Origin of the sequence: Psychrobacter sp. ANT_H56B (genome assembly GCF_008369245.1) — a bacterium.
GTDB classification, from domain to species: Bacteria; Pseudomonadota; Gammaproteobacteria; order Pseudomonadales; family Moraxellaceae; genus Psychrobacter; species Psychrobacter cryohalolentis.
On record NZ_VOBF01000009.1, the window covers coordinates 76,091 to 102,360 of the forward strand.

21 protein-coding genes and 3 tRNA genes are annotated in these 26,270 nt (G+C 43.7%); 12 read left to right on the forward strand and 12 right to left on the reverse strand.

Features of this window, described 5'->3' with window-relative positions:
* The first annotated feature begins 269 nt into the window (after positions 1-269).
* Positions 270-608 carry a P-II family nitrogen regulator gene (locus FQ082_RS10870; RefSeq protein WP_011514651.1) on the forward strand — a complete coding sequence of 113 codons (339 nt, stop codon included), beginning with the start codon at positions 270-272 and terminating at the stop codon, positions 606-608.
* A gap of 77 nt (positions 609-685) precedes the next feature.
* Positions 686-1,948, forward strand: coding sequence for an ammonium transporter (locus FQ082_RS10875; RefSeq protein WP_149493102.1), 1,263 nt, complete (start codon positions 686-688; stop codon positions 1,946-1,948).
* A 293-nt stretch (positions 1,949-2,241) separates the two neighbouring features.
* On the opposite strand, the gene FQ082_RS10880 is transcribed toward FQ082_RS10875, so the two are convergent.
* The 3 genes from FQ082_RS10880 to FQ082_RS10890 all read right to left on the reverse strand — a co-directional run bounded on the left by FQ082_RS10880 (position 2,242) and on the right by FQ082_RS10890 (position 4,088).
* Positions 2,242-2,625: a DUF2147 domain-containing protein gene (locus FQ082_RS10880; RefSeq protein ID WP_133104958.1), complete on the reverse strand. Its 384-nt coding sequence runs from the start codon at positions 2,623-2,625 to the stop codon at positions 2,242-2,244.
* Positions 2,626-2,896: 271 nt separating this feature from the next.
* Positions 2,897-3,160: a hypothetical protein gene (locus FQ082_RS10885; protein WP_149493103.1), complete on the reverse strand. Its 264-nt coding sequence runs from the start codon at positions 3,158-3,160 to the stop codon at positions 2,897-2,899.
* A gap of 76 nt (positions 3,161-3,236) precedes the next feature.
* A complete protein-coding gene (locus FQ082_RS10890) occupies positions 3,237-4,088 on the reverse strand; it encodes a DNA/RNA non-specific endonuclease (protein ID WP_262498208.1) in 852 nt (283 codons plus the stop codon).
* Between the two features lie 269 nt (positions 4,089-4,357).
* Between FQ082_RS10890 and FQ082_RS10895 the strand changes: the two genes are divergently transcribed.
* From FQ082_RS10895 to cls, 3 genes are all read left to right on the forward strand, one after another.
* Positions 4,358-4,448: transfer RNA gene (locus tag FQ082_RS10895), tRNA-Ser, on the forward strand.
* Between the two features lie 373 nt (positions 4,449-4,821).
* Positions 4,822-5,601 carry a YdcF family protein gene (locus tag FQ082_RS10900; protein WP_149493141.1) on the forward strand — a complete coding sequence of 260 codons (780 nt, stop codon included), beginning with the start codon at positions 4,822-4,824 and terminating at the stop codon, positions 5,599-5,601.
* An 80-nt stretch (positions 5,602-5,681) separates the two neighbouring features.
* Positions 5,682-7,121 (forward strand): cardiolipin synthase, encoded by a 1,440-nt coding sequence (gene cls / locus FQ082_RS10905; RefSeq protein ID WP_149493105.1) that lies wholly within the window; start codon positions 5,682-5,684, stop codon positions 7,119-7,121.
* A 24-nt stretch (positions 7,122-7,145) separates the two neighbouring features.
* Here the strand turns inward: cls and FQ082_RS10910 are convergent, their stop codons facing one another.
* From FQ082_RS10910 to rsmH, 7 genes are all read right to left on the reverse strand, one after another.
* On the reverse strand, positions 7,146-8,099 hold the full coding sequence (locus tag FQ082_RS10910) for a putative RNA methyltransferase (RefSeq protein ID WP_149493106.1): 954 nt from the start codon (positions 8,097-8,099) through the stop codon (positions 7,146-7,148).
* 163 nt (positions 8,100-8,262) lie between these two features.
* Positions 8,263-9,381, reverse strand: coding sequence for a phospho-N-acetylmuramoyl-pentapeptide-transferase (gene mraY / locus FQ082_RS10915; RefSeq protein WP_149493107.1), 1,119 nt, complete (start codon positions 9,379-9,381; stop codon positions 8,263-8,265).
* A gap of 3 nt (positions 9,382-9,384) precedes the next feature.
* Positions 9,385-10,833: a UDP-N-acetylmuramoyl-tripeptide--D-alanyl-D-alanine ligase gene (locus tag FQ082_RS10920; RefSeq protein WP_149493108.1), complete on the reverse strand. Its 1,449-nt coding sequence runs from the start codon at positions 10,831-10,833 to the stop codon at positions 9,385-9,387.
* Between the two features lie 111 nt (positions 10,834-10,944).
* Positions 10,945-12,663, reverse strand: coding sequence for a UDP-N-acetylmuramoyl-L-alanyl-D-glutamate--2,6-diaminopimelate ligase (locus FQ082_RS10925; protein ID WP_149493109.1), 1,719 nt, complete (start codon positions 12,661-12,663; stop codon positions 10,945-10,947).
* A 70-nt stretch (positions 12,664-12,733) separates the two neighbouring features.
* Positions 12,734-14,821 (reverse strand): peptidoglycan D,D-transpeptidase FtsI family protein, encoded by a 2,088-nt coding sequence (locus tag FQ082_RS10930; protein WP_149493110.1) that lies wholly within the window; start codon positions 14,819-14,821, stop codon positions 12,734-12,736.
* Entirely contained in the window at positions 14,818-15,330 is a 513-nt protein-coding gene (locus FQ082_RS10935; protein ID WP_149493111.1) for a cell division protein FtsL, read from the reverse strand. Before FQ082_RS10935 ends, FQ082_RS10930 begins: the two co-directional genes overlap by 4 nt.
* 212 nt (positions 15,331-15,542) lie before the next feature.
* Positions 15,543-16,544: a 16S rRNA (cytosine(1402)-N(4))-methyltransferase RsmH gene (gene rsmH, locus FQ082_RS10940; RefSeq protein WP_149493142.1), complete on the reverse strand. Its 1,002-nt coding sequence runs from the start codon at positions 16,542-16,544 to the stop codon at positions 15,543-15,545.
* 427 nt (positions 16,545-16,971) lie between these two features.
* Between rsmH and gltX the strand changes: the two genes are divergently transcribed.
* From gltX to FQ082_RS10965, 5 genes are all read left to right on the forward strand, one after another.
* Positions 16,972-18,501, forward strand: a complete 1,530-nt coding sequence (gene gltX / locus FQ082_RS10945; RefSeq protein WP_149493112.1) for a glutamate--tRNA ligase — start codon at positions 16,972-16,974, stop codon at positions 18,499-18,501.
* Between the two features lie 279 nt (positions 18,502-18,780).
* Positions 18,781-19,158 (forward strand): hypothetical protein, encoded by a 378-nt coding sequence (locus tag FQ082_RS10950; RefSeq protein ID WP_149493113.1) that lies wholly within the window; start codon positions 18,781-18,783, stop codon positions 19,156-19,158.
* A 122-nt stretch (positions 19,159-19,280) separates the two neighbouring features.
* Positions 19,281-19,356 (forward strand) — tRNA-Ala (locus tag FQ082_RS10955).
* A 157-nt stretch (positions 19,357-19,513) separates the two neighbouring features.
* Positions 19,514-19,589, forward strand: a tRNA-Glu gene (locus FQ082_RS10960).
* 224 nt (positions 19,590-19,813) lie between these two features.
* The gene (locus FQ082_RS10965) at positions 19,814-20,467 is read left to right on the forward strand and encodes a LysE family translocator (RefSeq protein ID WP_149493114.1); all 654 of its coding nucleotides are present in this window, start codon (positions 19,814-19,816) and stop codon (positions 20,465-20,467) included.
* Between the two features lie 88 nt (positions 20,468-20,555).
* Here the strand turns inward: FQ082_RS10965 and acnA are convergent, their stop codons facing one another.
* Entirely contained in the window at positions 20,556-23,363 is a 2,808-nt protein-coding gene (gene acnA, locus FQ082_RS10970; protein ID WP_149493115.1) for an aconitate hydratase AcnA, read from the reverse strand.
* A gap of 424 nt (positions 23,364-23,787) precedes the next feature.
* On the reverse strand, positions 23,788-24,831 hold the full coding sequence (locus FQ082_RS10975; RefSeq protein WP_149493116.1) for a DUF3025 domain-containing protein: 1,044 nt from the start codon (positions 24,829-24,831) through the stop codon (positions 23,788-23,790).
* Between the two features lie 114 nt (positions 24,832-24,945).
* Between FQ082_RS10975 and FQ082_RS10980 the strand changes: the two genes are divergently transcribed.
* On the forward strand, positions 24,946-25,662 hold the full coding sequence (locus FQ082_RS10980) for a metal-dependent hydrolase (protein ID WP_149493117.1): 717 nt from the start codon (positions 24,946-24,948) through the stop codon (positions 25,660-25,662).
* Between the two features lie 45 nt (positions 25,663-25,707).
* Complete coding sequence (locus tag FQ082_RS10985) at positions 25,708-26,259, forward strand: YchJ family protein (protein ID WP_149493118.1); 552 nt, start codon at positions 25,708-25,710, stop codon at positions 26,257-26,259.
* Positions 26,260-26,270: the final 11 nt, after the last annotated feature.

The following is a 26,270-nucleotide window of genomic DNA, read 5'->3' on the forward strand; positions in this document are numbered from 1 at the left end:
ATTAAAAAGTTAGTTATAATAAAGTTTGTATTCATGTAACGTTACAGGTTAATTGTCTATTTATACACAGTAAAATGAGGATTATATTTGCTGTATAGACGCCATTTTTGTCATTATGCTAATGATTTTGAGTAAATGCGCCTTATTTTATCTTCCCCCTTGAGTAAGTTTGGCACAATTCTTGAATCATTTAATATAAGCATGATCATAATATGTTGCATCAAATGGCATCTATTGACCTGCGACATCACCCATATAAGGATTTTTTTATGAAGCTAATCACTGCGATCTTAAAACCGTTTAAGCTCGATGATGTGCGTGAAGCGCTTTCTGACATTGGTGTAAAAGGCGTTACCGTCACTGAAGTCAAAGGTTTCGGTCGTCAAAAAGGTCATACTGAGCTCTATCGCGGCGCCGAGTACGTGGTGGATTTTTTGCCTAAAGTAAAAGTGGAAGTGGCGGTGATGGATGAGATGGTTGAGCCAGCTATTGAAGCTATCACGCGTATCGCTAGTACCGGTAAAATCGGAGACGGTAAGATATTTGTGACCAATCTCGAGCAAGTCATTCGTATTCGTACGGGTGAGACAGGTCCTGACGCTATCTAAGCGCAAGACTTACCTATAAATATCTCTTTATAGGTCATACCGATCTCTGTATTGCATATATTCAAGGGGGAATTAACATGCAAAATCAAATCTTTGAGCTCCAGTACGCGCTAGATACGTTTTACTTTTTAATGTGTGGCGCGCTTGTCATGTGGATGGCTGCGGGCTTCACAATGTTAGAGGCAGGGCTGGTTCGCTCAAAAAATACCGTCGAAATCCTAACAAAAAATATCGCGCTTTTTGCGACTGCCTGTACCATGTATATGATATGCGGTTATGCCATCATGTATGACGGCAATCTGTTTTTGAGTGGTATTGCAGGTACCGAAAGTTTGGTCACTGATGCATTAGCTACCTCAGCTGAAAACGGTTTTAATGGCGATGCCGTTTACTCCAGCGCGTCCGACTTTTTCTTTCAAGTGGTCTTTGTAGCCACCTGTATGTCCATCGTCTCAGGTGCAGTCGCTGAACGTATGAAACTATGGGCATTCTTACTGTTTGCCGTGGTGATGACTGGTGTCATTTATCCATTAGAAGGCAGCTGGACATGGGGTGGCAAGGAAGTCTTTGGCTTGTATAGTCTAGGCGACTTGGGTTTCTCTGATTTTGCAGGCTCTGGCATCGTACATATGGCAGGTGCGGCAGCGGCGTTATCAGGTGTACTACTCTTAGGAGCGCGCCTAGGTAAATACGGCGTTAAAGGCGAGATACGCGCTATTCCTGGTGCAAACTTACCACTGGCAGCGCTTGGTACCTTAATCTTATGGATGGGCTGGTTTGGCTTTAATGGTGGTTCAGTATTAAAACTGGGTGATATCGCTAGCGCCAATTCTGTCGCTGTCGTGTTTTTGAATACCAATGCCGCCGCTGCTGGTGGAGCGATTGGTGCGTTGCTCATCGCACGCCTTATATTTGGTAAAGCCGATTTAACCATGCTCTTAAACGGTGCATTGGCAGGTTTGGTTGCCATCACTGCAGAACCTTTAACGCCGTCAGCACTACAAGCTACCTTATTTGGTATGACTGCTGGTGTCATCGTTGTCTTATCAATTTTACTACTAGACAAAATAAAAATTGACGATCCGGTAGGCGCTATTTCTGTCCATGGTGTGGTGGGTCTATTTGGTCTGCTTATTGTACCGCTGACCAATCCGGCGGCGTCATTGCTGGGTCAATTAGTCGGTGCTGTGACTATTTTTGCATGGGTCTTTATAAGCAGCTTAATCGTCTGGAGCATTATTAAGTTTGTCATCGGTCTGCGTATCTCTGAAGAAGAAGAATATCAAGGTGCTGATATTGCCGAATGTGGTATGGAAGCCTATCCAGAATTTATAAGATAGGGGATATATTAATAACTCTGCTTTAAGAATGCTGTAGTGCTGCTAGCAGGGATTTCAAAGTCTCTGCCACGCATTGCTCACAGTTTACGATGAACATCTATCCTAGCAAAGCTATAGTTATCTTATACCGCTTTTGTTTTGAGATGAATATCTAATCAGGATCTTAATTTTACTTTAAACAGAAATATAACAACAGACACTACTAAAAATCCCGCAATACCTTTCGGCAATGCGGGATTTTTTTATCCTTTATTAAGACTTAGCTTAATAAAGAGAGTTACAGTAACTCAGACTTATTTCTTTTTCCACGTTTGGCTACGTGAGAATGGCCCTAAATGACCTTTTAGATCAAGATTGCTACCATTCAAGTTAGCAGTCAATTTATAAGTCTTGTTCTTTTCAGGGTCAGTGATCTTACCACCACTGTATTTACCATTACCATCAGCTTTTAGTCCAGAGATAATCGTCATACCAACGTGCTTCTGACCTTTCTCTGACACGGTGCTGATAAGCTTACCAGTCAACACGCCATTTGACTCGGTGATTTTAACCACGCCTTTTGGCTTGCCTTCGTCATAAGTCTGCCAAGTAGTATTGGCTAATGGATCAGCAGCGAATGCCATGCTTGCTAAACTGATACCAGCAATTGCTAATGTAGTTTTTGCGAATAGTTTCATAAATAGACTCCCTTCATTCAATGATTATTAGAAACGATATGTTTCTATGTCCTAAGCTCATCCTTTGCCAACAATTTTTTATTACAGCTCAGTGGTACTATATTCAGTTTTCGCTCATTAGTACAGCAAATACCAAATGACCAATTTACTCTTTATAAAAAATCTGGACAGCATAAGCGTTGTCTTGACCCATTATAAGCAATTTTAAGAATTTGCCTAGTAATTTTTTTATAGTTTATTATTTCTATAAAATCAAAACTATATCAATAAGTTACAAGAAAGGATTGTCTATAATTTTGCCCGATTGGTCATCTTTTTCTTTTGACTTGGCCTCATCATTAATATAAAGACTTTTACTTTCGAAGGCGCTTAAAATTTTACCGCTAAGCTCATGCAGCTGCTTTGCCTGCTCATATCCAGTGTCATTTAAGACCAGATTAATGTCCCCATAAATAATAATTTTATCTTCTTGATTTTCAATCACCAGCTCACCAATTTGCATGCTTTGGTGGTTATTAGCAAATGGGTCAATCATTTAATCCCCCTTTTTTCATGAGTAGCATATTACAGGATGTATCAGAATCACACAGGTTTAGCAATATTTAAACGACCTATGTTTGCAATTGTGTCATGAGCCATTCAAAGATTGCTACTACGAATAATATCCAAGCAGGCTCTTCTACCTCTGTGGTTGGTAGATCTATCGCTTCACCAGCCTTTAGCGGTAAATCCAGAGCTTGTACTTTAGTCTTTGCATCAATTACCGGCAAGACGTCAATACCAATTTTAGACGTCAATTCGTCAATACTAATGATTTCTATACGCTCAGATTCGTCGTTTGGCGCATAGTAAACACCTGCTTGATTGATCGCTGGAATATAAACGGCTTTAAAGAAATGACTGGGCACCAGTACCCGCCCTGCTAGTTGCTTAGCTTTTTTATCAGTAAATGCAACCCCTGTAACAGTATAGACTTCACCATATTGCTGCGTTAAATAGCGAGTCGCCGATTCAATATTGCGCCAGATATAGCGATTATTACGTGGTGATTGCGGGGCTATATTAGCAAGGCTAAAGCTATCATACTGCTGACTTCGATTGGCCATATCACCATTAGGCGCTAAATGTCCGCGGTCATAACCTGAGCCTGAATAGTCAGAGAGTTTGGCACGCATGGACTGTGGCAATCGGCTTTCTTCATGAAAGCTGTCTTCACGGTCGATTTGTTTGGCCTGCTGTAAACGCTTACGATCCAGATATTCTGCTGACCATAATGGTGTACGTGATATACCAGAATACATGACCGCGAAACCGTCCATACATAGTGCTTGGGTATTATTACTGAGCTTCGTATTGCTGAATTCAGGATAGACACCGCCATAAAATGATTGGCTGCATTGTGTGAAATCATCAGCATGTGCCGTTGATATGCTCAGAATAGTAGCAGTTACTATCATTATCATGGTATTTTTCAGATTAAATTTATGTTTAAAAATACTTCTCATGCAACTTTCACCCATTTATACTTAACGTTAGGTATGCTCTATCCTAGCAGGCGTCTAAGAATAAAGAAAGATACTGCGGACACCGTGACATTTTAAATGCTATCCGCTATACTAGGTCTTGCAAAAATCAGTGCCTGTATATCATATACAGTATTTAAAAGCTTGAAGCCTAAATCAGATTTACAATCAATAATCTGTGCAGTATTTAAGTCAGCAGGACTAAAAACGGTGAAGTGGGTGAGTGGCTGAAACCGCACGCCTGGAAAGTGTGTATACGTTAATAGCGTATCGAGGGTTCGAATCCCTCCTTCACCGCCAATCTTATAAAATCCTAGTTTTCCAAATCTGTCCTACCCCCTCCTAAATATCCCTTAAAAACTGTTAAGATAAATCTTATAGTTTTCTCATGCTTGTTTTTCTGATATCACCTTCTACGATTTTCTTAGCACTAAATTTACATTAATAGATGATTTCTTCAACCTTAAACCGCTTTAACTCTCTCTTCCACCCTTATCATTGAATTTGTCTTTCCTAGTAACAACAATGAGACGTTATCTCAAAACAGGGTGCGTTATCATGGGATCAACCAGTCTCTTATCAGACACGCTATAGCGTCCAAACTAATATCACCATAGAAGATCCATTGAATATATTGCCTTTAAACAATCGTACACCCCTGCCAAAAAACTTCATGATGCCAGTGCGAGTTATATTCACCATTATCGGTAGCCTTATGATCGTCGACTGTACGATTTTGATGGCAGTAGGTAAGGTAAATTTTGGTTCTGTTGTACCCTTTTTAGTGGGTATGGTGTTTGTTGCTCATGGTATTTTTTGGCGTAACATAATAAGATTTATCTGCCAAAATCGTTGGTTAGGCCGTCTGTGGTATGGGCTATGGATGGTGTTTTTTATCTGGTTGATCAGTTTTGGCATTTTTGTTTATGCATTACAGCAGCAGATTAAACAAAGTGCTAAATCCATACCTGAAGTCGCTGCCATCATTGTGCTAGGGTCAGGTACGGTGGCAGGCAAACCTACACCAACACTTGCCAAACGCTTAGATACTGCCGCGCCCCTTATCGATTCACAAAAAAGCGCGCTAGTCATCACTAGCGGTGGTATAGGTTTTGGTCAGACACGTAGCGAAGCCTATATTATGGCAACCTACTTGTACGATACATATGACATTCCTCTTAAGCATATTTTGCAAGAAGGTCAAAGCACGAGTACAGCAGAAAACCTTATTTATAGCCAAGAGATATTAGCGGCAAAAGGCATTTCTATTAAAGCGCCCATCGCTATCGTGACCAGTGATTTTCATATTATTCGCGCCGCAAACATCGCTCGGCATCAAGGCTACGTGCAACCTATTATGCTTGCCAGTCCTACTCCGTTATCCATTCGCTACAACGCGTGGTTTAGAGAGTACTTTGCCTTTGTCAGCGGTTGGCTTTTTGGAGAATACTAGACGGTTTTCATAGTACTTCTCTTTTTGATTAGTTAAAGCGATTGATACTTTTTAGATAAAAAATAATAAGGGACGCTGTTATGATCGTAGATATTTTGTTGACGCTACATTTTATCCTACTGATACTGATTTCTTTACGGGTCTTATCTCGTCATGATTTGACCTCGCCTGCTAGATTAGCATGGATTGTCATCCTGTTTATTTTGCCTTATTTTGGTGTGCTGATTTACTGGATGTTTGGTGAAGTGCATTTGGGTCATGACTTTGGGCAAAAACGCGACGATATCATTAAGCGATTAAATACTCATAGTCCAAGCGTTCTTGGTCATGAGACGACGTTAGAGAAGATGATCAAGCCCGCTTATCAAGCTTCCTTCGCTTATGCAGCAAAAGCCACTGGTTTTCATACTATGGAGGGTAATCAGGCAGAGCTCATGGCAGATGCAAGCGAAACCCGCAGACGCATGATTGCCGATTTTGATGCTGCAACAGACCATATCCATGTGCTGTATTACATTTGGCTCGTCGATGGCATGGGTATTGATACCGCGCAAGCTCTCATCCGAGCAGCAAAGCGCGGCGTTACTTGTCGAGCAATGGTTGATGGCATGGGCTCACGGAAGATGGTGAGCTCAAAGATATGGCAAGAAATGCAAGATGCTGGCGTACAAGTCAGTGTAGCTCTCCCACTAACTAACTTTGTAAAAGTAATGCTGTTTAGCCGTATTGATCTGCGTAATCACCGCAAAATCACTGTTATTGATGGCAAAATTGGCTACTCTGGCAGTCGTAACTGCGCCGATCCTGAATTTATGGTAAAGCCAAAATATGCGCCGTGGGTCGATATTATGCTGCGTATCGAAGGACCTGTGGTCGCGCAGAATCAGATGTTATTTGCCAGTGATTGGCTGATTGAAAACCCAGATACTTCGCTTGATAGCTTTTATTATGATAGCACGCCAAAGCCTAATGGCTTTCCTGCCCAAGTTTTTTCAGATGGTCCCACTCAGCGGCACGGTACCACGCCACAGTTTTTAGGTGCTTTGATTAGCCAAGCGCAAGAGACGCTGATTATCTCTACGCCTTATTTCGTGCCCGATTATTCACTCGTCAGTATTTTATGCGCTACTGCCTATCGCGGGGTTGAAGTGACGATGGTTTTTCCAAAAAATAACGATTCCTTTATCGTTGCCGCGACCAGTCGCAGTTATTATTGGCAATTGCTCGAAGCGGGGGTAAAAATTTATGAATATAAACCAGGCTTGTTACACGCAAAGACCTTGACGATTGATGGTGAAATTAGCTTGATTGGCTCGACCAATTTAGACTTGCGTAGCTTTGATTTGAATTATGAGAATAACGTTGTCTTTAGCGATAAAAAGCTGACGGCGGATATTATCGAGCGCCAATACCAATATATCGCTGACTCAGACGAAGTAACACGTGAAGAGGTCAAAAACTGGCCACTATCTTCTAGGATATGGAACAACATCATTGCTACGATGGGACCTGTTTTATAGATCCCATTTTATACGTTACTAAGCTCAGTTAATCAGCCTATGCAGGCGCTTTTTTTGCAAAACATACAGGGTAAATTTTGCTTCGGTTGCAAATGGCGCTGTCGCAACCTGTGCCAATAATGCTTGTCTTTTTTCACCACGTGCACGGTACGCATAAGGCGTCATGGTCAGCAAATCGGCCAAATCATCTGCTGATAATTTTAACTCAGTACTGACATTATAAGTGTTAAGCAGCGTAAAATATGGCGCTAATTCCTGCAAAAACTTGTCAGAATCGTGCTCACGGACATCGTTAAACAAAGCCTCACGCATCGTTGCTAAATGCCTGATATCTGGCTTAGCAATGATTAAATAACCCTCATCGCTTAATACTTCATTGAACGCTTCTGGCAGAATGGGACTAAAAATACTGCTAATCCCATTGATACTTTGCGCAGGTAAGGGCAAATGAGCAGCGCTGGTTACTAATGGATAAATCACTGCCGTTTCAATACCATCGTTCTTATCTTGCTGACTCCAAAGAGAACTTGCTGCCTTGCTCGCTTTTGCAAGCTCTACTATGGCAGGTTTACTAATATCCGCCGCAATAAGTGTATCCATACCCGTCTGAGCCATCGCTTGGGTGTAATAACCTTCGCCGCAGCCGATATCCAGCCAATTGACTGGTTTACCAGTTTGTTCAGATGGCAACTCGTTTTTTGCTAACAGTTCCACCATTTTTTGGCATATCAGTGCCTGTAATGGCTGATAATACCCTGCATTTAAAAACCGTTTACGTGCCTCGATGGATGCTTGACTATCACCCGGTGCTTTAGATTTTTTTTGTTGGACGGGCAGCAGATTAACGTAACCCTGACGCGCCACATCAAAAGGATGCGCAGTTTGTTTTGGGTGCAAGCTACCATCACAGCGCCATGTATCGATTGCGGGCTGCAGTGGCGACTGACAAAGGGGACAAATAAATAAGGACACAGGCATCTCAAATCATAGCAATATGGCTGTTATTTTACCAAAATTCCTGCTCAGTAAGTAATAAAAGGCATGAGAAAAGAGAAGATAGAATAGAAAACAAAAAAGCCATCTCAAACTTGTTGAGATGGCTTTTTAACGAAGAATATCGAGATTAACCTGAGTTATTGTTTTAACGCAGCTTTAACGTCATCAAGCCAAGGATTACCAAGATAATGGCGATAATCCAAAACCTTGCCACCACTTGGGTTTCTTTCCAGCCGATCTCTTCAAAATGGTGATGCAGCGGTGCCATACGAAAGACGCGCTTTTTGCGTAGCTTATATGAGCCAACCTGTAGCATTACCGACAGTGCTTCTGCAACGAACAGTCCGCCCATAATTGCGAAAGCGATTTCTTGGCGTGTCATTACCGCAATGGTACCGAGCATTGCGCCCAGTGACAGCGCACCCACATCACCCATAAACACTTGCGCTGGATGGGCGTTAAACCATAAAAAGCCAAGCCCTGCGCCAATCATCGCGCCACAGACAATAATCACCTCAGAATTGTAGGCAATATAAGGTACGTGCAAGTAATCCGCAAAGCGTACGTCACCAGAGACATATGCCATCGCGCCCAAGCCTGCAGCAACCAAGACCACTGGCAAAATCGCCAAGCCATCCAAGCCATCAGTTAAATTGACCGCGTTAGAGGCGCCATTAATCACAAAGTAAGTAAAGATAATAAAGCCAATACCAAACGGCACTGCCGAAAATGGAATCATCCAATCTTTAAAGATAGGTATTAATAAATCCTGCATCTCGCGAGTCGTCGCAATATCTGGCTGCAGTGTGGCAATATAATATAAAGAAATGCCGACGAATAATGCACCCATGGATAGCCAAAAGTATTTTTTGCGAGCGATTAGACCTTTGGGGTTCTTATATTTAATTTTGAGCCAATCATCCGCCCAGCCTACCGCACCAAAGATAATCATGACGATGAGCAAAATCCAAACGTACGGATTATTCAAACGCGCCCAAAGTAACGTCGATACCCCAATTGCGCTCAAAATCAGCACCCCACCCATAGTCGGGGTACCAGTTTTGACCAAATGCGATTGCGGACCATCATTACGAATCGCCTGACCGTACTTAAGTGCACGCAAACGTCGAATAACGCGATTACCAAAAATCATGCTAAAAGCAAGGGCGGTAACGACCGCCAGTAACGCGCGCAGAGTCAAAGAAGAAACCGCATAAAACGGGGCATAATAATGACCAAGCCAGCTAAACAACCAAACTAACACCGCCTACTCCTCGACTAGCGCATTGATAAGTGTTTCCATTTCCATGGAACGAGAACCTTTAAACAACACCGTACAAGGTTGCGCCTGCTGCGCTTGCAAATAAGGTTTCAAATACGCCAATAAACTGTCTTTATCGGTAAACGCATGGGCATTGATATCAGAAATCTCCTGCGCACCTTCGACTGTATAAGGGGCATATTCACCAACGCAAAGCAGTACATTAATACCTGTGGTTGCAATGGTACGACCCAAGCTTCGATGCTCGCTCACTGCAGCCTCACCTAACTCAGCAATATCGCCTAATACCATCACTTGCGTACCCGTTTGTGCTGCCAATACTTTGGCAGCCGCCCGTACCGAATGTGGATTGGCATTATAAGTATCATCAATCAGTCGATGCATGCCTAACAGCTGACTGTTCAAGCGACCTTTGGCAGGACGCGCATTTTCAAGTCCGACGACGATATCACTAACTTCAATATTTAATGCATGGGCACAGGCAGCAGCGGCTAAAGCATTATTGACATTGTGCTCGCCCGCTAGTGGCAAGTTGATATCATGGACTTGATTGCCTATATGCAGCTTAAATTCACTACGCTCAGGCTCGACATCTAAATGGCTGGCACTGACATCAGTACTACCAAAGCCAATCACATGTGACGTATGCTTTTCAGCGATACGGCGTAATTGATTAGTAAAATCATCTTTATCAGGAACGATCGCAAATTGGCTATCATTCAAGGTATGGTAAATCTCAGCCTTGGTTTGGCAAATCCCTTCACGGCTGCCAAACTCACCCAAATGCGCTGTACCAATATTTAAGATACACGCAACATCTGGCTGGACAATCTCCGTAGTATAAGCAATTTCGCCAATATGGTTTGCGCCCAATTCCAAAATGGCATAGCGATGATGATCGGATAATTCGAGCAACATCATTGGTACGCCCAAGTCATTATTTAGGTTGCCACGCGTGATAAGCGTTGGGGCAAGTCTGCCAAAGATACTACCGAGCATCTCTTTACAGGTGGTCTTACCACTAGAGCCAGTAATAGCAATAACGGTTAAATTTTGGTGCTGTTGACGACGATACGCAGCCAATTGTCCTAACGCTAAACGGGTATCGCTCACCACTAACTGCGGAATACTATTTGCATCAGCTGTAGCAATAGGGCGAGCGACGATAGCCGCAACCGCACCTTTCGCGATGGCAGTATCGAGATAATCGTGACCATCAAAATTATCACCCGTTAACGCTAAAAATATATCACCAGGCTTTATCGTACGGGTATCGGTGGTAATACGAGTGCTCATTACATCGTTTTCTGAGCCGGATTGTCCCTCACTCAGCTGCCAATGCCCGTTGAGTGCTGCGGTTGCCACGAGCAGATTGTCTGCTTGCCAAACATACAGCCCTTGCGACTGAATGCTGTTATTGTTGTCGGCTGTCATAATGATTACCTTATATATGATGACTACTTATTTATTTTTTATAGTTAACGACTAATACTTTTTAAATAGCATGGAAAACTAACTGTAAGCGCTATTATTTATCTATAAATGCTATACACGCCCTGCTTTTTTTAAGGCGTTTTGCAAAATAACACTATCGTCAAAATCATAACGAACATGGTTAATTTCTTGATAGGTCTCATGACCCTTGCCCGCGATAACGACGATATCATCAGCCGCTGCTTGATTGACCGCATACTCAATCGCTGCTTGGCGCGCAGGCTCAATATGGGTACGCTGATATTGCTCAGTGCTCATCCCTGCCTGCATATCTTGCAATATCGCATTGGGATCTTCGGTGCGTGGATTGTCTGCCGTTAACACGACTTTATCCGCGCCTGCCAATCCTGCTTGCGCCATCAAAGGACGTTTGCCCGCATCACGGTCGCCACCGCAGCCAAACACTGCCCATAGCTGGCCTTTGCAGTGGGTTTTGAGACTGGCAAGCACCTGACTTAATGCATCAGGGGTGTGAGCATAATCAACGATGAAACAACCATCATTCGATGGTACACGCTGCATACGCCCAACCGCACCTTGTAGCTGCGGGATAACGGTCGCAATGCTTTCAAGACTAATGCCTAAAGCTACAGCAGCTGCGATAGCAGCAAGTAAATTCGCCACGTTAAAACGTCCCAATAATGGGCTGACGATATCTAAATGATTCATTGTCCCATCGCCGAAATCTGTACGCAGGCTGATCTCTACACCTTGTAAACTTGGCGTGATGTTAGCGGCGACGAAGGTAGCTGTTTTTAGTGAATCTAAACTGTATGTCCAAACGGTCAAATTGCTAGCGTGTGCGGTGTCGAGCATAATCTGGGCATGTTCATCATCGATATTGATAATAGCGTGGGTCAAATCCGGAAAATGGGCTTTATCAAATAGCTTGGCTTTAGCCGCCGCGTACTCTGCCATATCAGCATGATAATCTAAATGATCGCGACTCAGGTTAGTATAAATCGCCACCGACACTGGCATACCTTGCAGACGCTGCTGATCCAAACCATGTGAGCTGGCTTCCAATGCTAGTAGTTCAGCACCTTCTTTGCCCATTTGATATAAAAATTGCTGGACCGCTAAGGCATCGCCCGTGGTATGACTGGCTTGTACCAAAGCGCCAAGCCGACCATTACCCGCCGTGCCCATAACTGCGCTACTCATACCTGTCAGCTGCGTCAATTGCGCCACCAATTGACTAATAGTGGTTTTGCCATTGGTGCCCGTCACTGCTATCACAGTTGGTAATGTCACGGGCTGCTGATACTGCAAACGTGCTTGAATCAAGCTGCCCAGAAAATCACGGATATGAGGTACATATAATACGGGGCAAGGCAAAGTATCTAATTGCTGTTGTGCGATAGATTTTGCATTATCAGTTTTAGTCAATTCGAGATTGGCATGAGGCGGGACATTAGCGGTGGCAAGCAAAGCTAGAGGGTCGATTTCCGATAGGATAAAAGTCGCATTGTTAGCGGCTTGATAAAGGTGGTCACGGCTTTTTTGGCAATTTGGCGTATGGCTTTTTAACAAGACGAACACGTCGTTGCTGGCTAATTGACGGCTGTCTAAACAGAACTGTTGGAATGGCATATTGATCACCGTATCCAGTTGAACAGCGGTCATTTGATGCGATAACTCGCTAACAGCTGCGGTCATATTCGCTGTAAATACCTGCTGTAGACTATGTCTATCGTCGCTGCTACTAGCTGCAAGCAGCTGTTGCAAGGTAACTGTGATACTGCTTGGCGACGAGGTAGACAGGGTCATTGGCAAATCCTAAACGGTTAAAACACATCAAATAGTTAAGAGGTGGATATGAAAAAATTTACTTTTATATCTATTGAGCTTCGGTTTTGAGCGGCTTATCTAAAGGCACATTATATAAACGTAGTGCCTCTTTCATGACATTATGGAAAACAGGAGCCACGGTTAAACCAGCATAAATCTGACCACGCGGGTCTTCGATTAACATGACACCGACCAGTTTTGGATTAGAAGCTGGTGCCATACCCGCAAAGACATTACGATACTGGTCAGTATAGTAGCCACCTTTTGGATTGATACGGCGCGAGGTTCCTGTTTTACCAGCAACGCGGTAACCATCAATAGCCGCACCTTTAGCCGTACCGCCGTCTTCTGTGACACTTTCCATCATCTGTACGATGGCCATCGCTTGTTCATGCGCCATAATACGTTTGCTTGGTAGCGCTTTGTCATTTTTATTCAACGTTAGCGGATGCATGACGCCACCTGCCGCCAGCGCTGAATAAGCTTGTGCTATCTGTGCCAGTGTTACCTGTATACCATAGCCATAACTGACCGTTGCCCGTCTCGAAGTTTCTTTTTCTTCTGGTGTCACCACAAGCCCACTGCCTTCACCTGGAAATTGCAGTGGTGTTTTTGCCCCAAAGCCAAACTGTCTTTGCATATTGGTAATGCCGTCAGCCGGTAGAGACAAAGCAATCTTGGTCGAGGCGACGTTACTAGATTTCTGTAGTAGCGTTGCCATCGTGATCCGCCCTAGATTATTATGGTCACGAATCGTATAACCACGGACACGGATAGAGCCAGGATTGGTATCGATCAAAGTAGTGGCAGTGTATTTCCCTGAATCTAAAGCCGCAGCAACGGTGAATGGCTTCATGACTGAACCGGGTTCAAAGACATCAAGGAGCGCACGGTTACGCTGATTTTCACCCGTCATCTCATTGAGATTATTAGAGTTAAATGACGGCCATGTCGATAGCGCCAATACTTCACCAGTTTGTACATCGACTACCATACCTGTCGACCAGCGCGCTTTTTGCAAACGCCCCGCCTTTTCTAGCTCTTTATAAAGCAAATATTGCAAACGCGAATCAATGGTCAATGTCACATCTTTACCCGGCACTTCTGGTTCAACCTGTTTGATTTCTTTAAGACTGTTTTGTTTGGCATCTTTGAGCACCAAAACCTTACCATCATCACCCGCCAGATCTTTCTCATACTGACGTTCGATACCAGCACGTCCTTCATAACCACCTTCAGGATCGTTGGCATTTTGTCCCATGAAACCTAGTAGTTGCGAGTTAGGCTGTGGCTGCGGATAATAGCGCTGAAAAAAGTTTTTCTCATTAACACCAGGAAAATCAAGCGAGCTAACGCTTTCTGCAATCTCCGGCGTTACTTTATTTAATAGTGGCAAATAATGCGAGCCTGCACCCGATGGCAGCGCTGCTTTGACTGCCACCTCATCCGTTACATCAATAGTAGGGTCGATAGCTGTCACTCTTTTTAGCTCATCGGCTGAGATGTTGGCAGCCGCCGCAAGCGTCGTCAAATCCATATTGTCTAAGCGCTTTTGCATACGTGCGATAAGCTGCGGACTTTCAGGATTGGTGATAATAATACGCTTAAGCTCGTAGTATTCACGGGCATAGTCATGCGGGCTAAAAGAGACTGTCGCAAGTGGTGCACTGACAGCCAATGGCAAATCGTTGCGATCCGTAATCATGCCACGATAGGATTTTTGCGTGCGTACACTGGTGATGAGCTCATTGCCTTTATCTTGATAAAACTGAGTATTGGCAATTTGAATATAGTAAGCACGACCGATAAGTGCCACCAAAATAAGCAGCGCTATACCCCAAATCAAACGGAAACGGTTCTTATCTTGTTCGACACCGCCGCGAGAGGAAGCACCAGATGCTTTTCCCAAAATTGATCTTTTGCTTTTTAGGTTTTTGACACTGGTATAAGCACCCTGTTCTTCATTCTTTTTTAAGCGACCAAATAGCTTGGCTTTACGGCCATCATCTGATTTATTGTCAGGCTTGCTACTCGTTTGCCCAGATTTGGCCGCACTAGCACGGCGTAGTGGCTTAGTAACCTTGCCGCTGGCGGGTTTTTTGCTGGTCGCTTTAGCACTGGGTTTTTTATCGCTCATTGTCCTGCCTCCGCTAGGTCAGAATCGGTAGCAGCAGCCTTAACGGGTGCATCGCTCACAGCATCAGCTTCGAAAACATCAGAATCATTCGTCGTTAAAGTGTCTGGAGTACTGGCATCAGGGTCCACGAGTGCAACTGCTGTCGCAGCACCTGGCTGGATAATCAGCTTATCTTTGAGTGTTGGTGAAAACATCCCAAGCTCAGCAACGGCACGACTGGCAATCTGCGGCGTCGCACTAAAGGTCTGCTGTTCAATAAGCAGACGCTGATGCTCAACTTGTAATTTCCGCTCTTGTTTTTTCATGTCTTGCAAGGTTTTATAATCCTGATGATATTGCTGAACACCTTCAGCCGTTTTGATGCCACTCCATACAATACCAGCCGCCAACAGTATCAATATAGCCACATAGATATTTGATATTTTAAATTTACGCACAAATAAGGCGCCAACATCGGTATTCGATGGCGTTGCGGCGCGGCGGTTTACAGGTTTGTCGGATATTGCCATGACAATCTCAAAAAAGTGAACTTCAAAATATAAAAAGCGATAACCATTTACGAGTTATAAAACTCTTATAAGCCATCAGCACCATCAATAAAAACAATGCCAAGCAAAAAAGTAACTGCTGAGCCTAGCAGATAATGTTTACAGCTTTTTAACAGCCGCGTAATCATTAAAACATTCAGTCATATTTAAACCACATAATTTAATAATGGCATTCATGGATGAATATCTGCTACATAGTCAGCATCAGTACGTGTTGCCATGCGTAACCATGCACTACGCGAGCGTGGGTTATGACTTATCTCTTCTTTACTTGGACCGACGCGTTTTGGCTTACTAAAGTAACGCGGACGCTTGGGTGGCATCGGTAGATTCTCATCTTCTGGATATTGCCCTTTACTATGACGCTGCAAAAACTGCTTGATACGTCGATCTTCTAAGGAGTGGAAACTAATCACTGCTAGCTGTCCGCCTACCTTTAATATCGGGATACTTTGCTCTAAAAAGTTATCGACATCACCAAGCTCGTTGTTAATAAAAATCCGCATCGCCTGAAAGCTCTGGGTCGCTGGATGCTTGCCGCGTTGCCAGTTTGGGTGCGCAACTTTTATCACTTCAGCCAATGCTAAAGTAGAGTCGTAACTGTCCATCTGCTTAATGGCACGAGCGATACGGCGACTGTGACGCTCTTCGCCAAACTCATAAAGCACATTGGCCAAGGTTTCATCATCGACCGTCTCAAGCCACTCAGCAACCGACTGCCCGCGGCTGGTATCCATACGCATATCGACCGCGCCATCGCGCATAAAACTAAAACCACGACTGCCATCATCAATTTGCGGTGATGAGATACCTAAGTCTGCCATTAAGCCATCAACTTGCATGATACCCATTGCCGCAAGACTGTCTGTTAACGTCGCAAAACTATCGTGCACCACTTTTACGCGACTGTCGCTATTTGCCAATTCACGAGCAACGCTAATGGCCGTTGGGTCTTTATCAAAAACAATCAAAGTTGCATCATCGGCAAGCTGGCTTAATAGCAAGCGACTATGGCCACCACGACCAAAGGTAGCATCGACATAGATACCGCTTGCTTGCAAGCTATTTTGACTTTCGTCGTCTGTCTGCTTCGGTAGAGCTTTGACACCCAACACTGCGGCGACCGCTTCTTGCAATAGCACCGCATCATGGACAAAACTCAATTCGTCAGACATAGCTTGATCTTCACTAGGCTCTTGTGTAAGTTTTTGAGTAGAAGTGCTTTCTTCAGAAAACAGACTCGCCGCTGACATAGAATGATCAGGGTCAGAAGGATTGTGATTAGCATTTGGCGTATTTTTCGGCTTACTATTCGATATGGACACAAACAACTCAATAGATGATGGTCAAATTGACCAGTAATAGTAAAAAATCAGATGAAAATAAACAAGTTATGACTTACCTAACATTATTATCGCAAGGATACACGGGTAGTCAAGCGCTAGAAGGGCATTTCGTTAAAAATATCCCATCTCTCTGTTATACTAGCGCTATATTTTACGCTATTTTTCAATGTTGACTGCCATTCTTTCGTCCATATTTTCACTTTTCACTACTACTTTTGACTGTCCCATTCATTAACAACAACATTCTGAGATTTTTATGATGCAACCATCTACTTCTACTAATAGCATACGCCCTGTTCGTACCCGCATTGCCCCTTCGCCTACTGGCTTCCCGCACGTTGGCACTGCTTATATCGCACTGTTTAACTTGGCCTTTGCCAAAGCTCATGGCGGCGAATTTATTTTGCGTATTGAAGACACCGACCAAACGCGCTCGACAGAGCAATCTGAAAAAATGATTTTGGATGCACTGCGTTGGGTCGGTCTTGACTGGGCGGAAGGTCCAGATATCGGCGGTCCGCACGCGCCTTATCGTCAGAGCGAGCGTAGTGATATTTATAAAAAGCATGCAGAGCAGCTGATAGAAAACGATCATGCGTTTCGATGCTTTTGTAGCAGTGAAGAACTCGATGCCATGCGTGCTGCGCAAATGGCCAATGGTGAAACGCCGCGTTACGACGGTCGCTGTGCCCATTTAGCACCAGAGAAAACCGCGCAATTGGTTGCTGAGGGCAAACCAAACGTCATTCGTATGCGTGTGCCAACCGAAGGCGTCTGTCAGGTACAAGATATGCTGCGCGGTACGGTCGAGATTCCTTGGACGCAAGTGGACATGCAAGTGCTTCTCAAAACCGACGGCATGCCAACTTATCATCTAGCCAACGTTGTGGATGACCACTTGATGGACATCAGCCATGTGTTGCGCGGTGAAGAGTGGCTCAACTCTGCGCCTAAGCATCAGCTGCTTTATGAGTATTTTGGTTGGGAGATGCCAGTCCTTTGCCATATGCCATTACTGCGTAACCCTGACAAATCAAAACTGTCTAAGCGTAAAAACCCAACCTCTATCACCTACTATCGTGATGCCGGTGTGCTACCTGAAGCCTTGCTAAATTACCTTGGTCGTATGGGCTACTCAATGCCTGACGAAGCAGAGAAATTTACCTTGGATGAAATGATTGCCAGCTTTGATATTCAGCGTGTGTCACTTGGCGGCCCTATTTTCGATATCGAAAAGCTTAATTGGCTCAACGCAGAATGGCTACGGGCGCTAACACCAGAAGAACTCAAAAACAAAATCCTCGACTGGGCAAGTAACAGCGATAAATTAACCGCTATCGCCGCTGCTATTCAGCCACGTATTGAGCTGTTATCTGATGCGGTTAATTGGGGGGGCTTTTATTTCCAGAACCTACCTGATATTAATGCTGAGAGCTTTACCCATAAATCACTGACGGCTGAGCAAATTACTGAGATGCTGCAATTAGCGCTTTGGCAGCTAGAAACCTTGCCAATGTGGTCAGAAGAAAATATCTACGCCACGCTTAAAGGTCTTGCCGCCCATCTTGATATTAAGATGCGTGACTTTATGGCGCCGTTCTTTATCGCTATCGCTGGTAGCACCTCATCGACGCCTGTCATGAATTCTATGGCAATTATCGGCGCTGATATGACATTGACACGCTTGCGCCATGCGGTTGATGTACTGGGTGGCCTTGGTAAAAAGAAACTGAAGAAACTTGAGAAACAAGCAGCAGAATTGCCAGACTTCTTAGCTGATAAATAGTTTGGCAGCTGAATAGTTTTTTACTTGTTAATTAAAAACAGTATTGCTAAATATAATCAGTTCAAAATAAAAGCGCTACGTTATAGCTATATGCGACTGGTATAAATTTTCCTTGCTTGCTGTGCGCTTTGCACTCCAGAGGCTACGAAAAATTCATCCCAGTCGCACTGTATCGATTTTAAAGTAACTCTACTATAACGAAAAGGGGTCAGGCTAATACTGCCCCTTTTTTACGTTAATCTCAGCATTTAAAATTCAACACCTTCATTGGATATAAATATGGCCGCCAAAACCGTCACCATCGAAAGCAAAGATTATGTCTTTAATACCCTCAAAGAAGCGCAGAACTACTATGATGCCATCATAAAAGAGCTATACGACGCAAAACTTACCCTGACAACCGGTCAAGACTTTGAAGATTTAAAATGGATATACAGCACCTACTGTCATTACACCAAGCAGAATTTAGATAAGTTAAGCAATTCTGACATTATTGGTTTTAAGGGCATAAGTACTGTCCGAGAAAAAGGCGGTCAATATATCCCAACGGAATGCTGTGCAATCATTTTTTCTGACAGCAGCTCTAACTGTACGGAAGAAGAATTCTTTACCGATAAAGCCCTAAAAGAGATTGCCATCAAGCAAAATCCACGTTAATTTAAGCTTATTAAGCAGCTAAAATGGCTTTAAACGCTTTTTTTTGCATATTTATGCATTATTTTTCAAATAGCAGTTGACAAGACTGCCGGTCTTACATAAAATACGCACACTCTTAGCGAGGGGCTATAGCTCAGTTGGTAGAGCACTTGCATGGCATGCAAGGGGTCAACGGTTCGACTCCGTTTAGCTCCACCATACTATTTATCGCAACGCTCAGTATTACTGAAACTTGATATAAATACTCGCTAGTAGGACGATATCAGCACCTAGGCACAGCTTGCTCTGTTATTAATAGATAAGCTATCTGATATTGTGAAGTACCGTTGTAACCCCTGGTTATAACACTCTATGCGTCCCCATCGTCTAGAGGCCTAGGACACCGCCCTTTCACGGCGGTAACGGGGGTTCGAATCCCCCTGGGGACGCCATTATACGGCGTCACTTATTAGCACTTTTGCTTAGCATCAGATTAGACTAGTAAGCGAACAATAAAAAATTCCAGTCATCATACGGTGACTGGAATTTTTTATGTCTGTCATTTCTGAAAAAAGCTAGCAAGGCTATATAAACCATTAGGAATATTGATAGAATGCAATGTAAAAGCGCTCTATAAAATGTTGAGCTGAACTGCTATCACAAGGAGGTATTGGCTATGTTTGGTATTGAAAATTATCTGGGATTTATCCTTGCTGCCATTTTATTAAATATAACACCCGGAACAGATAGCATGTATATCATTACTCGTAGTATGTCACAGGGACAGACTGCAGGATTCTACTCTGTATTCGGTATTATCTCTGGTATTTTAGTACATACTTTGCTGGCTGCGCTCGGGTTGTCCGTCCTATTAGCCAATTCACCATTTGCATTTACGCTAGTGAAATATATTGGCGCAAGCTACTTATGCTATCTAGGCTTTAAAATGCTGACTAGCAAACCAGTACCTTTACTTGCCAGTAATTTACCCATTGAGGAAAAAGTAGCGTCTACTCGACCGTTAGATAGGTGGCAGATATATAAGCAAGGGGTCATAACTAATACCTTTAATCCAAAAGTCGCATTATTCTTTTTGGCGTTCTTCCCACAATTTATCGACTCGAGTTACGGTAATAGCATGTTGTCTTTTTTAGGTCTCGGGCTAACTTTTGCCGCGACCGGTTTTATGTGGTTCTCGTGCTTGGCATTACTGTCGTCAAAGTTCAGTGAAAATCTGCGTAAAAATCCCACGATTGAAGTGATTTTAAATAGAATAAGCGGTGTGATATTTATCGGCATGGGAGTCAAGCTGCTGACTGAGAAAGGTTGAGCGATAAAATTACCTAAGCACGATAATATTGCATAAAAGAGCCCAATCATATGATTGGGCTCTTTGTCATACTAAGTCTAATCAATTATTACGCAGCGTCTTTGCTCTCAGCTGCCAGTTGACGTAGCACATAGTGCAATACACCGCCATGACGCACATACTCGCGCTCTTTTGGCGTCTGTAGCATGACATTGACGTCAAAGCTCTCAGTCGAACCATCGGCACGTGTAGCAGTGACTTTCGCTGTTTTACTTTCGCCATTATCTAGACCTGTGATACTAAGGACTTCAGAACCATCTAGATTATAGGTCGCTGCATTTTCACCGTCTTTAAAGGTCAATGGCAAGACACCCATACCGACTAGGTTTGAGCGGTGAATGCGCTCAAACGAGCTGGTCAGTACCGCTTTCACGCCGAGTAGAATCGTTCCCTTCGCTGCCCAGTCACGGCTAGAGCCAGAACCATATTCTGCACCGCCAAGTACCACGAGCGGACGTTTGTCTTCTTTATACTTCATCGCCGCATCATAGATAGCCATTTCTTGACCGTCTTTTAGCGTGGCGCTATCGCCATTGAAGTAATAGGTATAACCGCCCTCTTTGCCAGCCATCATGGCGTTTTTGATACGGATATTGGCAAAAGTACCACGAGTCATGACCGCATCGTTACCACGGCGTGAGCCATAACTGTTGAAGTCAGCTTCCATCACACCACGCCCTTGCAAGTACTTACCTGCAGGAGAATCAGCATCGATATTACCAGCTGGTGAGATATGATCGGTGGTGATTGAATCACCGAACAACCCTAAGATACGCGCGCCTTCGATATCAGGGATACCTTCTGGCTCCATGGTCATGCCATCAAAGAACGGTGGGTTCTTAATATACGTAGACTCTTCGCTCCATGGATACAGCTGGCTATCGGCTGAGCTAATCGCGTTCCATGCTGCACTACCGTCAAACACTTCGCCATAGTTTTTACGGAACATATCCGCGTCGATATTATTGGCAATTAGCTCGTTAATTTCTTCTGACGTTGGCCAGATGTCTTTTAGGAATACATCATTGCCTTCTTGGTCTTGTCCTAGCGGATGCGTGGTCAAGTCAATATCGACAGTACCTGCTAGGGCATAAGCAACCACCAATGGCGGTGACGCCAAGTAGCTGGCTTTTACATGTGAGTGAATACGGCCTTCAAAGTTACGGTTACCTGATAGTACAGCAGCGGCAACCAAATCACCTTCTTCGATAGCCCCTTCAATCGCCCCTAATAACGGACCTGAGTTACCGATACAAGTGGTACAGCCATAACCAACTAGGTAGAAGCCTATTTTCTCTAGCTCATCCATCAATTTGGCTTTTTCAAGGTAATCAGTTACTACTTTTGACCCTGGAGCCAGTGAAGTTTTAACCCATGGTTTAGCCGTTAGACCTTTTGCAGCGGCTTTTTTCGCAACCAAACCTGCGCCAATCATCACTGCTGGGTTTGAGGTATTGGTACAAGAAGTAATTGCCGCGATAACGACAGAACCATCACGCAATCTATACTCTTCGTCTTCGATTTTGACCGTGCAATAAGTACTGCCTTCCGCGCAAAAAGGATTGGGTTTTGCCGCGAGCGTTTTTGCTTGCTCTTGCTTACCGCCTTCTTCATCGAAGCGAACCTTGGCTTCAACTTCTTTCTTACGGTCTTTGGTCATCGCCGTCAAGGTTTCGCCAAATTTTTCATGCATATCAGATAGATTAATACGCTGTTGTGGCAAGTTTGGACCGGCAAGTGCTGGCTGAACGGATGATAAATCCAGCTCCAACTTACTTGAGTAGGTCGCTGCTGGAGTATCTGCATCATGCCATAAGCCTTGTGCCTTGGCATATTTTTCAACCAACTCGATTTGTGCTTCATCACGACCTGATAGACGTAGATAATCAATCGCCATTTGGTCAATCGGGAAAATACCGCAGGTTGCACCATATTCTGGTGACATATTGGCAATGGTGGCACGATCTGCAAGTGGCATACTATGTAAGCCTTCGCCATAAAATTCGACGAACTTACCAACCACGCCATGCGCACGCAGCATTTCAACCACACGTAACACTAAATCTGTTGCAGTAACGCCTTCGGTTAACTTACCTTTTAGCTCAAAACCAACCACTTGTGGGATGAGCATTGATGATGGCTGACCGAGCATTGCCGCTTCCGCTTCAATACCGCCCACGCCCCAACCAAGTACACCAATACCATTAATCATAGTAGTATGACTGTCAGTACCAAATACCGTATCAGGATAAGCGGTCAGCTCACCGTCGACATCAGCAGCCATTACCACACGGGCCAAGTACTCTAAGTTGACCTGATGCACAATACCTGTGGCTGGTGGCACGACAACGAAGTTTTTAAAGGCATTCTTACCCCAATGCAGAAATTCATAGCGCTCATTATTACGCTTAAACTCAATCTTTTCGTTAAGATCTATCGCATCTTCGCGGCCATAAGCATCGACTTGTACTGAGTGATCAACGACCAATTCACTTGGGATAAACGGGTTAATTTGCTCAGCTTTACCGCCAAGCTCAACGACGGCATCGCGCATCGCTGCCAAATCGACTACTGATGGCACACCAGTGAAATCTTGCAGGACAACACGGGCTGGCATAAAGGCTATTTCTTTTGACGCTTCCGCGCCTGCATCCCAATTGGCGACCGCTTCGATGTGGTTTTTGCCAACAGACTGCCCGTCATCTTCATTACGCAATAAGTTTTCTAAAACGACTTTCATGCAAAATGGTAACTTGCTGATGTTTTCGTAAGTCTCGGTTAGCTTGGGCAGACTGTAATAGGTATGGTCCTTGCTATCGACCGTAATGGTGTCTTTTACATTAAAAATATCACTCATGGTAGCTTCCTTATCGTTGTTATAGATCCTGAACATAAATGACTCTTGAACTAATATGACTATCAATCAATAAGCATTTATGCTGATAATTGGTGGCTAAATAATAGTGCTTAAATTTTTACTAAATGAATTTAATGGCTAACTTTAGTAGCTGTTATTAACAACTCAAATTAATGACTCAAATTAATGACTCATAAGAGTTGCTAAGAAAAATAGACCGCTGTATTTTTATACTAACAAAATCTTAGGTAACAAAAGACATAAGCATATCTTTAGTATTTAACAGTAACGTCCTTTTACCATAACAAATAACCCGAGCTTTGTTAACGTCTAGACGTAGTCAAATCGTGGCACAATCGTAAACGTAACAATGCTTTAGCGGTTAAGCATTAACGGTTAACTCGTAAGGTATTCCCTTGACTTTTTATTTTTGACGGCGACCACTGCGAAACACTTGGCTATCATCATAAAAATCAGGCTTGGCATTTTCAGCCCAAAAATGCGGCACACCTAAAATAGGCAATGGAGACAGTTTGCGCGGTGTCACATCCGGTTGTGATAATAATGCCTCCATATAATCAGCTACTTTCTGATCCAAATGGCTAATACGCTCAGATAGCGATAAGGCAAAAAAATCTGGCGTCACATAAATAACAATACTATGGGCACATAATGCTTTACGTGGTTGTAGCAGTTTTTCTATTAAGGCATGACCAAAAATATAAACCGCAGCTTGAGAGTCGCTATTTAGCGCTTTTGGTTTATCCCACTGCTCACGCGGTTCTACCAAACTTGCTTGCCAGTCAAAATCCACTAGTGCCTCACCAATGCTAGCATTCGATGTCACTAATACAGAGCCATTTTCATCAAATACGGTAATGGTATCGCGGACACGCCCGCGACTGGCACCAATACCTTGTTGTTCGATTTCAAGCATATGATAATAATTCAGCAAGGCTTTAGTTTTGGGAAAAGTGAGCCAAATACTGCCATTAAATAAGTCATGCAAATTATCCCGTGTCGGAATATTACCAGCCGTACCGATAAAACTCTCGTATGCTTCGCCTGCTGGCAACGCATTTTGTGAGACAAATTGTAAGGTTTGGGCTTGATTATTTAGCGCAGGTTTGGTTTGCGGTAATGACTGCTGTAGGTCATCAGCCTGTTGCTGCAATGCTACATTTAAAACCTTGGCGATAATATCAGGTGTGTTTTCGAGTTTATCTGTTTGAGCAGGCTCATCTCTTAAAGAGCTAAGCTTTGTGATAGCTTTACTTATATAGCCTAACTGGTTTAAGTGACAGAGCCATGGCGCTTGCCAGTCAATGGCAGCAAAGCTGTCATCAAGCTGACTATCGCATGCAGACGGGTTATTAATAGCAGCTTCAACAGTTGCATTAACAGGCACATCGAAAGGAGCGTTGCAAAGATTGGTATTAGGCTTGGCAGGTAATTCAGTGGCGGTCATATTCACTATCTCTATTAGACGACTGGCGTGGCTATGGTATCATGGAGCGCTTTTTTACGGCTAGACGAGCCGCTCGAAATGACGTTTTCGTGCGCTACTTATTGATGAGTTTTTATGGCAAATTTTAACACCCACTTAAATGTCGCATTCATGGTCAGTGGTACGATGAGTCTAACGGTTTATAAAGCTGGCTTGATTGATGATTCAGGTTTTTTGATGTGCGTGGCACTCGGTACCATCGGGGGACTGTTGCCTGATTTGGATTCTGATAATTCGACACCGATTAAGCTTGGGTTTAATATTACCTCGTTTATTTTTGCCTTTGGTCTGGTGATGCATTGGCGTAGTGAGCTGAGTTTACTGGCGCTGATAGCGTTATGGTTGGCCGGCTACGGCTTTATGCGTTATGTGGTGTTTTCGATTTTTACTAATATGACCGTGCATCGCGGTGTCATTCATTCGGTGCCCTATATGGCGATAATGGGGCTTGGAATGACCTATGTCAGCTACGATATTTTAAACTTACCGTTGACGGTTAGCTGGTTTTACGGCTTGTTTTTATTTGGCGGCGCCATGGTACATTTGGCATTGGATGAGCTATATAGTGTGAATTTGTCCAATATGAAAATGAAGCGCTCATCGGGTACAGCGATGAAGTTCTATCAGCATAAAGATAAATGGTGGTACCTGCTACTGTACGTTATCCTTGCGCTCTTGGTATATTTTGCGCCGCCGTTTGATGAATTTTGGCAGCAGCTACGTGACCCCACGCCTTGGGCAAAGCTTAAACTGGGGCTATGGCCAGAATTGATAAAAAACTGGCTCAATTGAAATTTATAAAACCGTTAAAAAAATGAATAATAACTCGAGTAAATAATGCCAATTTCCCTACCAATCTGCCCTTGCCAAATCAATCCATCATCGGATGACATTAGCGCGCCGCTACTTTATCAAGATTGTTGTCAGCCTTATCATGACGGGCTTTTAAATAACGAAGCTGATAAAGATAATGGCGCAAAGCCAGACTCTGCTGAACGCCTTATGCGGTCGCGTTATAGCGCCTTTGTCTTGGTTAAACCAGAATACATCGTCAAGACTACGCTACCCGCGCAGCAAAAATTGCTAGATATTCAGGCTATTGAGTCTTGGGCAAAAGAGACGGACTGGGCAGGATTAGAAATCGTACAGCACACGCCAAAACTGGGTAAACGCCATGCGCAAGTTGAGTTTAAGGCTTACTTTAAGACGTCTAATGAGTTACAGGCGCATCATGAATTGTCTGCCTTTGTAAAAGTAACAGACAAAGCGAACAATGATGCGCGTTGGTACTTCCTCGACCCAACAGTAGAAATGACTGTCACCCAAAAACAGCCCTGTATTTGTGGCTCAGGTGAGAAGTTTAAGCGTTGTTGTGGAATGTATATTTAATTAACATAAAA

What these genes read in the sequence shown, in the direction of transcription:
- FQ082_RS10870 (WP_011514651.1), top strand. Translation starts at nt 270, where the DNA reads ATGAAGCTAATCACTGCGATCTTAAAACCGTTTAAGCTCGATGATGTG.
- FQ082_RS10875 (WP_149493102.1), top strand. Translation starts at nt 686, where the DNA reads ATGCAAAATCAAATCTTTGAGCTCCAGTACGCGCTAGATACGTTTTAC.
- FQ082_RS10880 (WP_133104958.1), bottom strand. Translation starts at nt 2,625, where the DNA reads ATGAAACTATTCGCAAAAACTACATTAGCAATTGCTGGTATCAGTTTA.
- FQ082_RS10885 (WP_149493103.1), bottom strand. Translation starts at nt 3,160, where the DNA reads ATGATTGACCCATTTGCTAATAACCACCAAAGCATGCAAATTGGTGAG.
- FQ082_RS10890 (WP_262498208.1), bottom strand. Translation starts at nt 4,088, where the DNA reads ATGATAATGATAGTAACTGCTACTATTCTGAGCATATCAACGGCACAT.
- FQ082_RS10900 (WP_149493141.1), top strand. Translation starts at nt 4,822, where the DNA reads ATGATGCCAGTGCGAGTTATATTCACCATTATCGGTAGCCTTATGATC.
- cls (WP_149493105.1), top strand. Translation starts at nt 5,682, where the DNA reads ATGATCGTAGATATTTTGTTGACGCTACATTTTATCCTACTGATACTG.
- FQ082_RS10910 (WP_149493106.1), bottom strand. Translation starts at nt 8,099, where the DNA reads ATGCCTGTGTCCTTATTTATTTGTCCCCTTTGTCAGTCGCCACTGCAG.
- FQ082_RS10920 (WP_149493108.1), bottom strand. Translation starts at nt 10,833, where the DNA reads ATGACAGCCGACAACAATAACAGCATTCAGTCGCAAGGGCTGTATGTT.
- FQ082_RS10925 (WP_149493109.1), bottom strand. Translation starts at nt 12,663, where the DNA reads ATGACCCTGTCTACCTCGTCGCCAAGCAGTATCACAGTTACCTTGCAA.
- FQ082_RS10930 (WP_149493110.1), bottom strand. Translation starts at nt 14,821, where the DNA reads ATGAGCGATAAAAAACCCAGTGCTAAAGCGACCAGCAAAAAACCCGCC.
- FQ082_RS10935 (WP_149493111.1), bottom strand. Translation starts at nt 15,330, where the DNA reads ATGGCAATATCCGACAAACCTGTAAACCGCCGCGCCGCAACGCCATCG.
- rsmH (WP_149493142.1), bottom strand. Translation starts at nt 16,544, where the DNA reads ATGTCTGACGAATTGAGTTTTGTCCATGATGCGGTGCTATTGCAAGAA.
- gltX (WP_149493112.1), top strand. Translation starts at nt 16,972, where the DNA reads ATGATGCAACCATCTACTTCTACTAATAGCATACGCCCTGTTCGTACC.
- FQ082_RS10950 (WP_149493113.1), top strand. Translation starts at nt 18,781, where the DNA reads ATGGCCGCCAAAACCGTCACCATCGAAAGCAAAGATTATGTCTTTAAT.
- FQ082_RS10965 (WP_149493114.1), top strand. Translation starts at nt 19,814, where the DNA reads ATGTTTGGTATTGAAAATTATCTGGGATTTATCCTTGCTGCCATTTTA.
- acnA (WP_149493115.1), bottom strand. Translation starts at nt 23,363, where the DNA reads ATGAGTGATATTTTTAATGTAAAAGACACCATTACGGTCGATAGCAAG.
- FQ082_RS10975 (WP_149493116.1), bottom strand. Translation starts at nt 24,831, where the DNA reads ATGACCGCCACTGAATTACCTGCCAAGCCTAATACCAATCTTTGCAAC.
- FQ082_RS10980 (WP_149493117.1), top strand. Translation starts at nt 24,946, where the DNA reads ATGGCAAATTTTAACACCCACTTAAATGTCGCATTCATGGTCAGTGGT.
- FQ082_RS10985 (WP_149493118.1), top strand. Translation starts at nt 25,708, where the DNA reads ATGCCAATTTCCCTACCAATCTGCCCTTGCCAAATCAATCCATCATCG.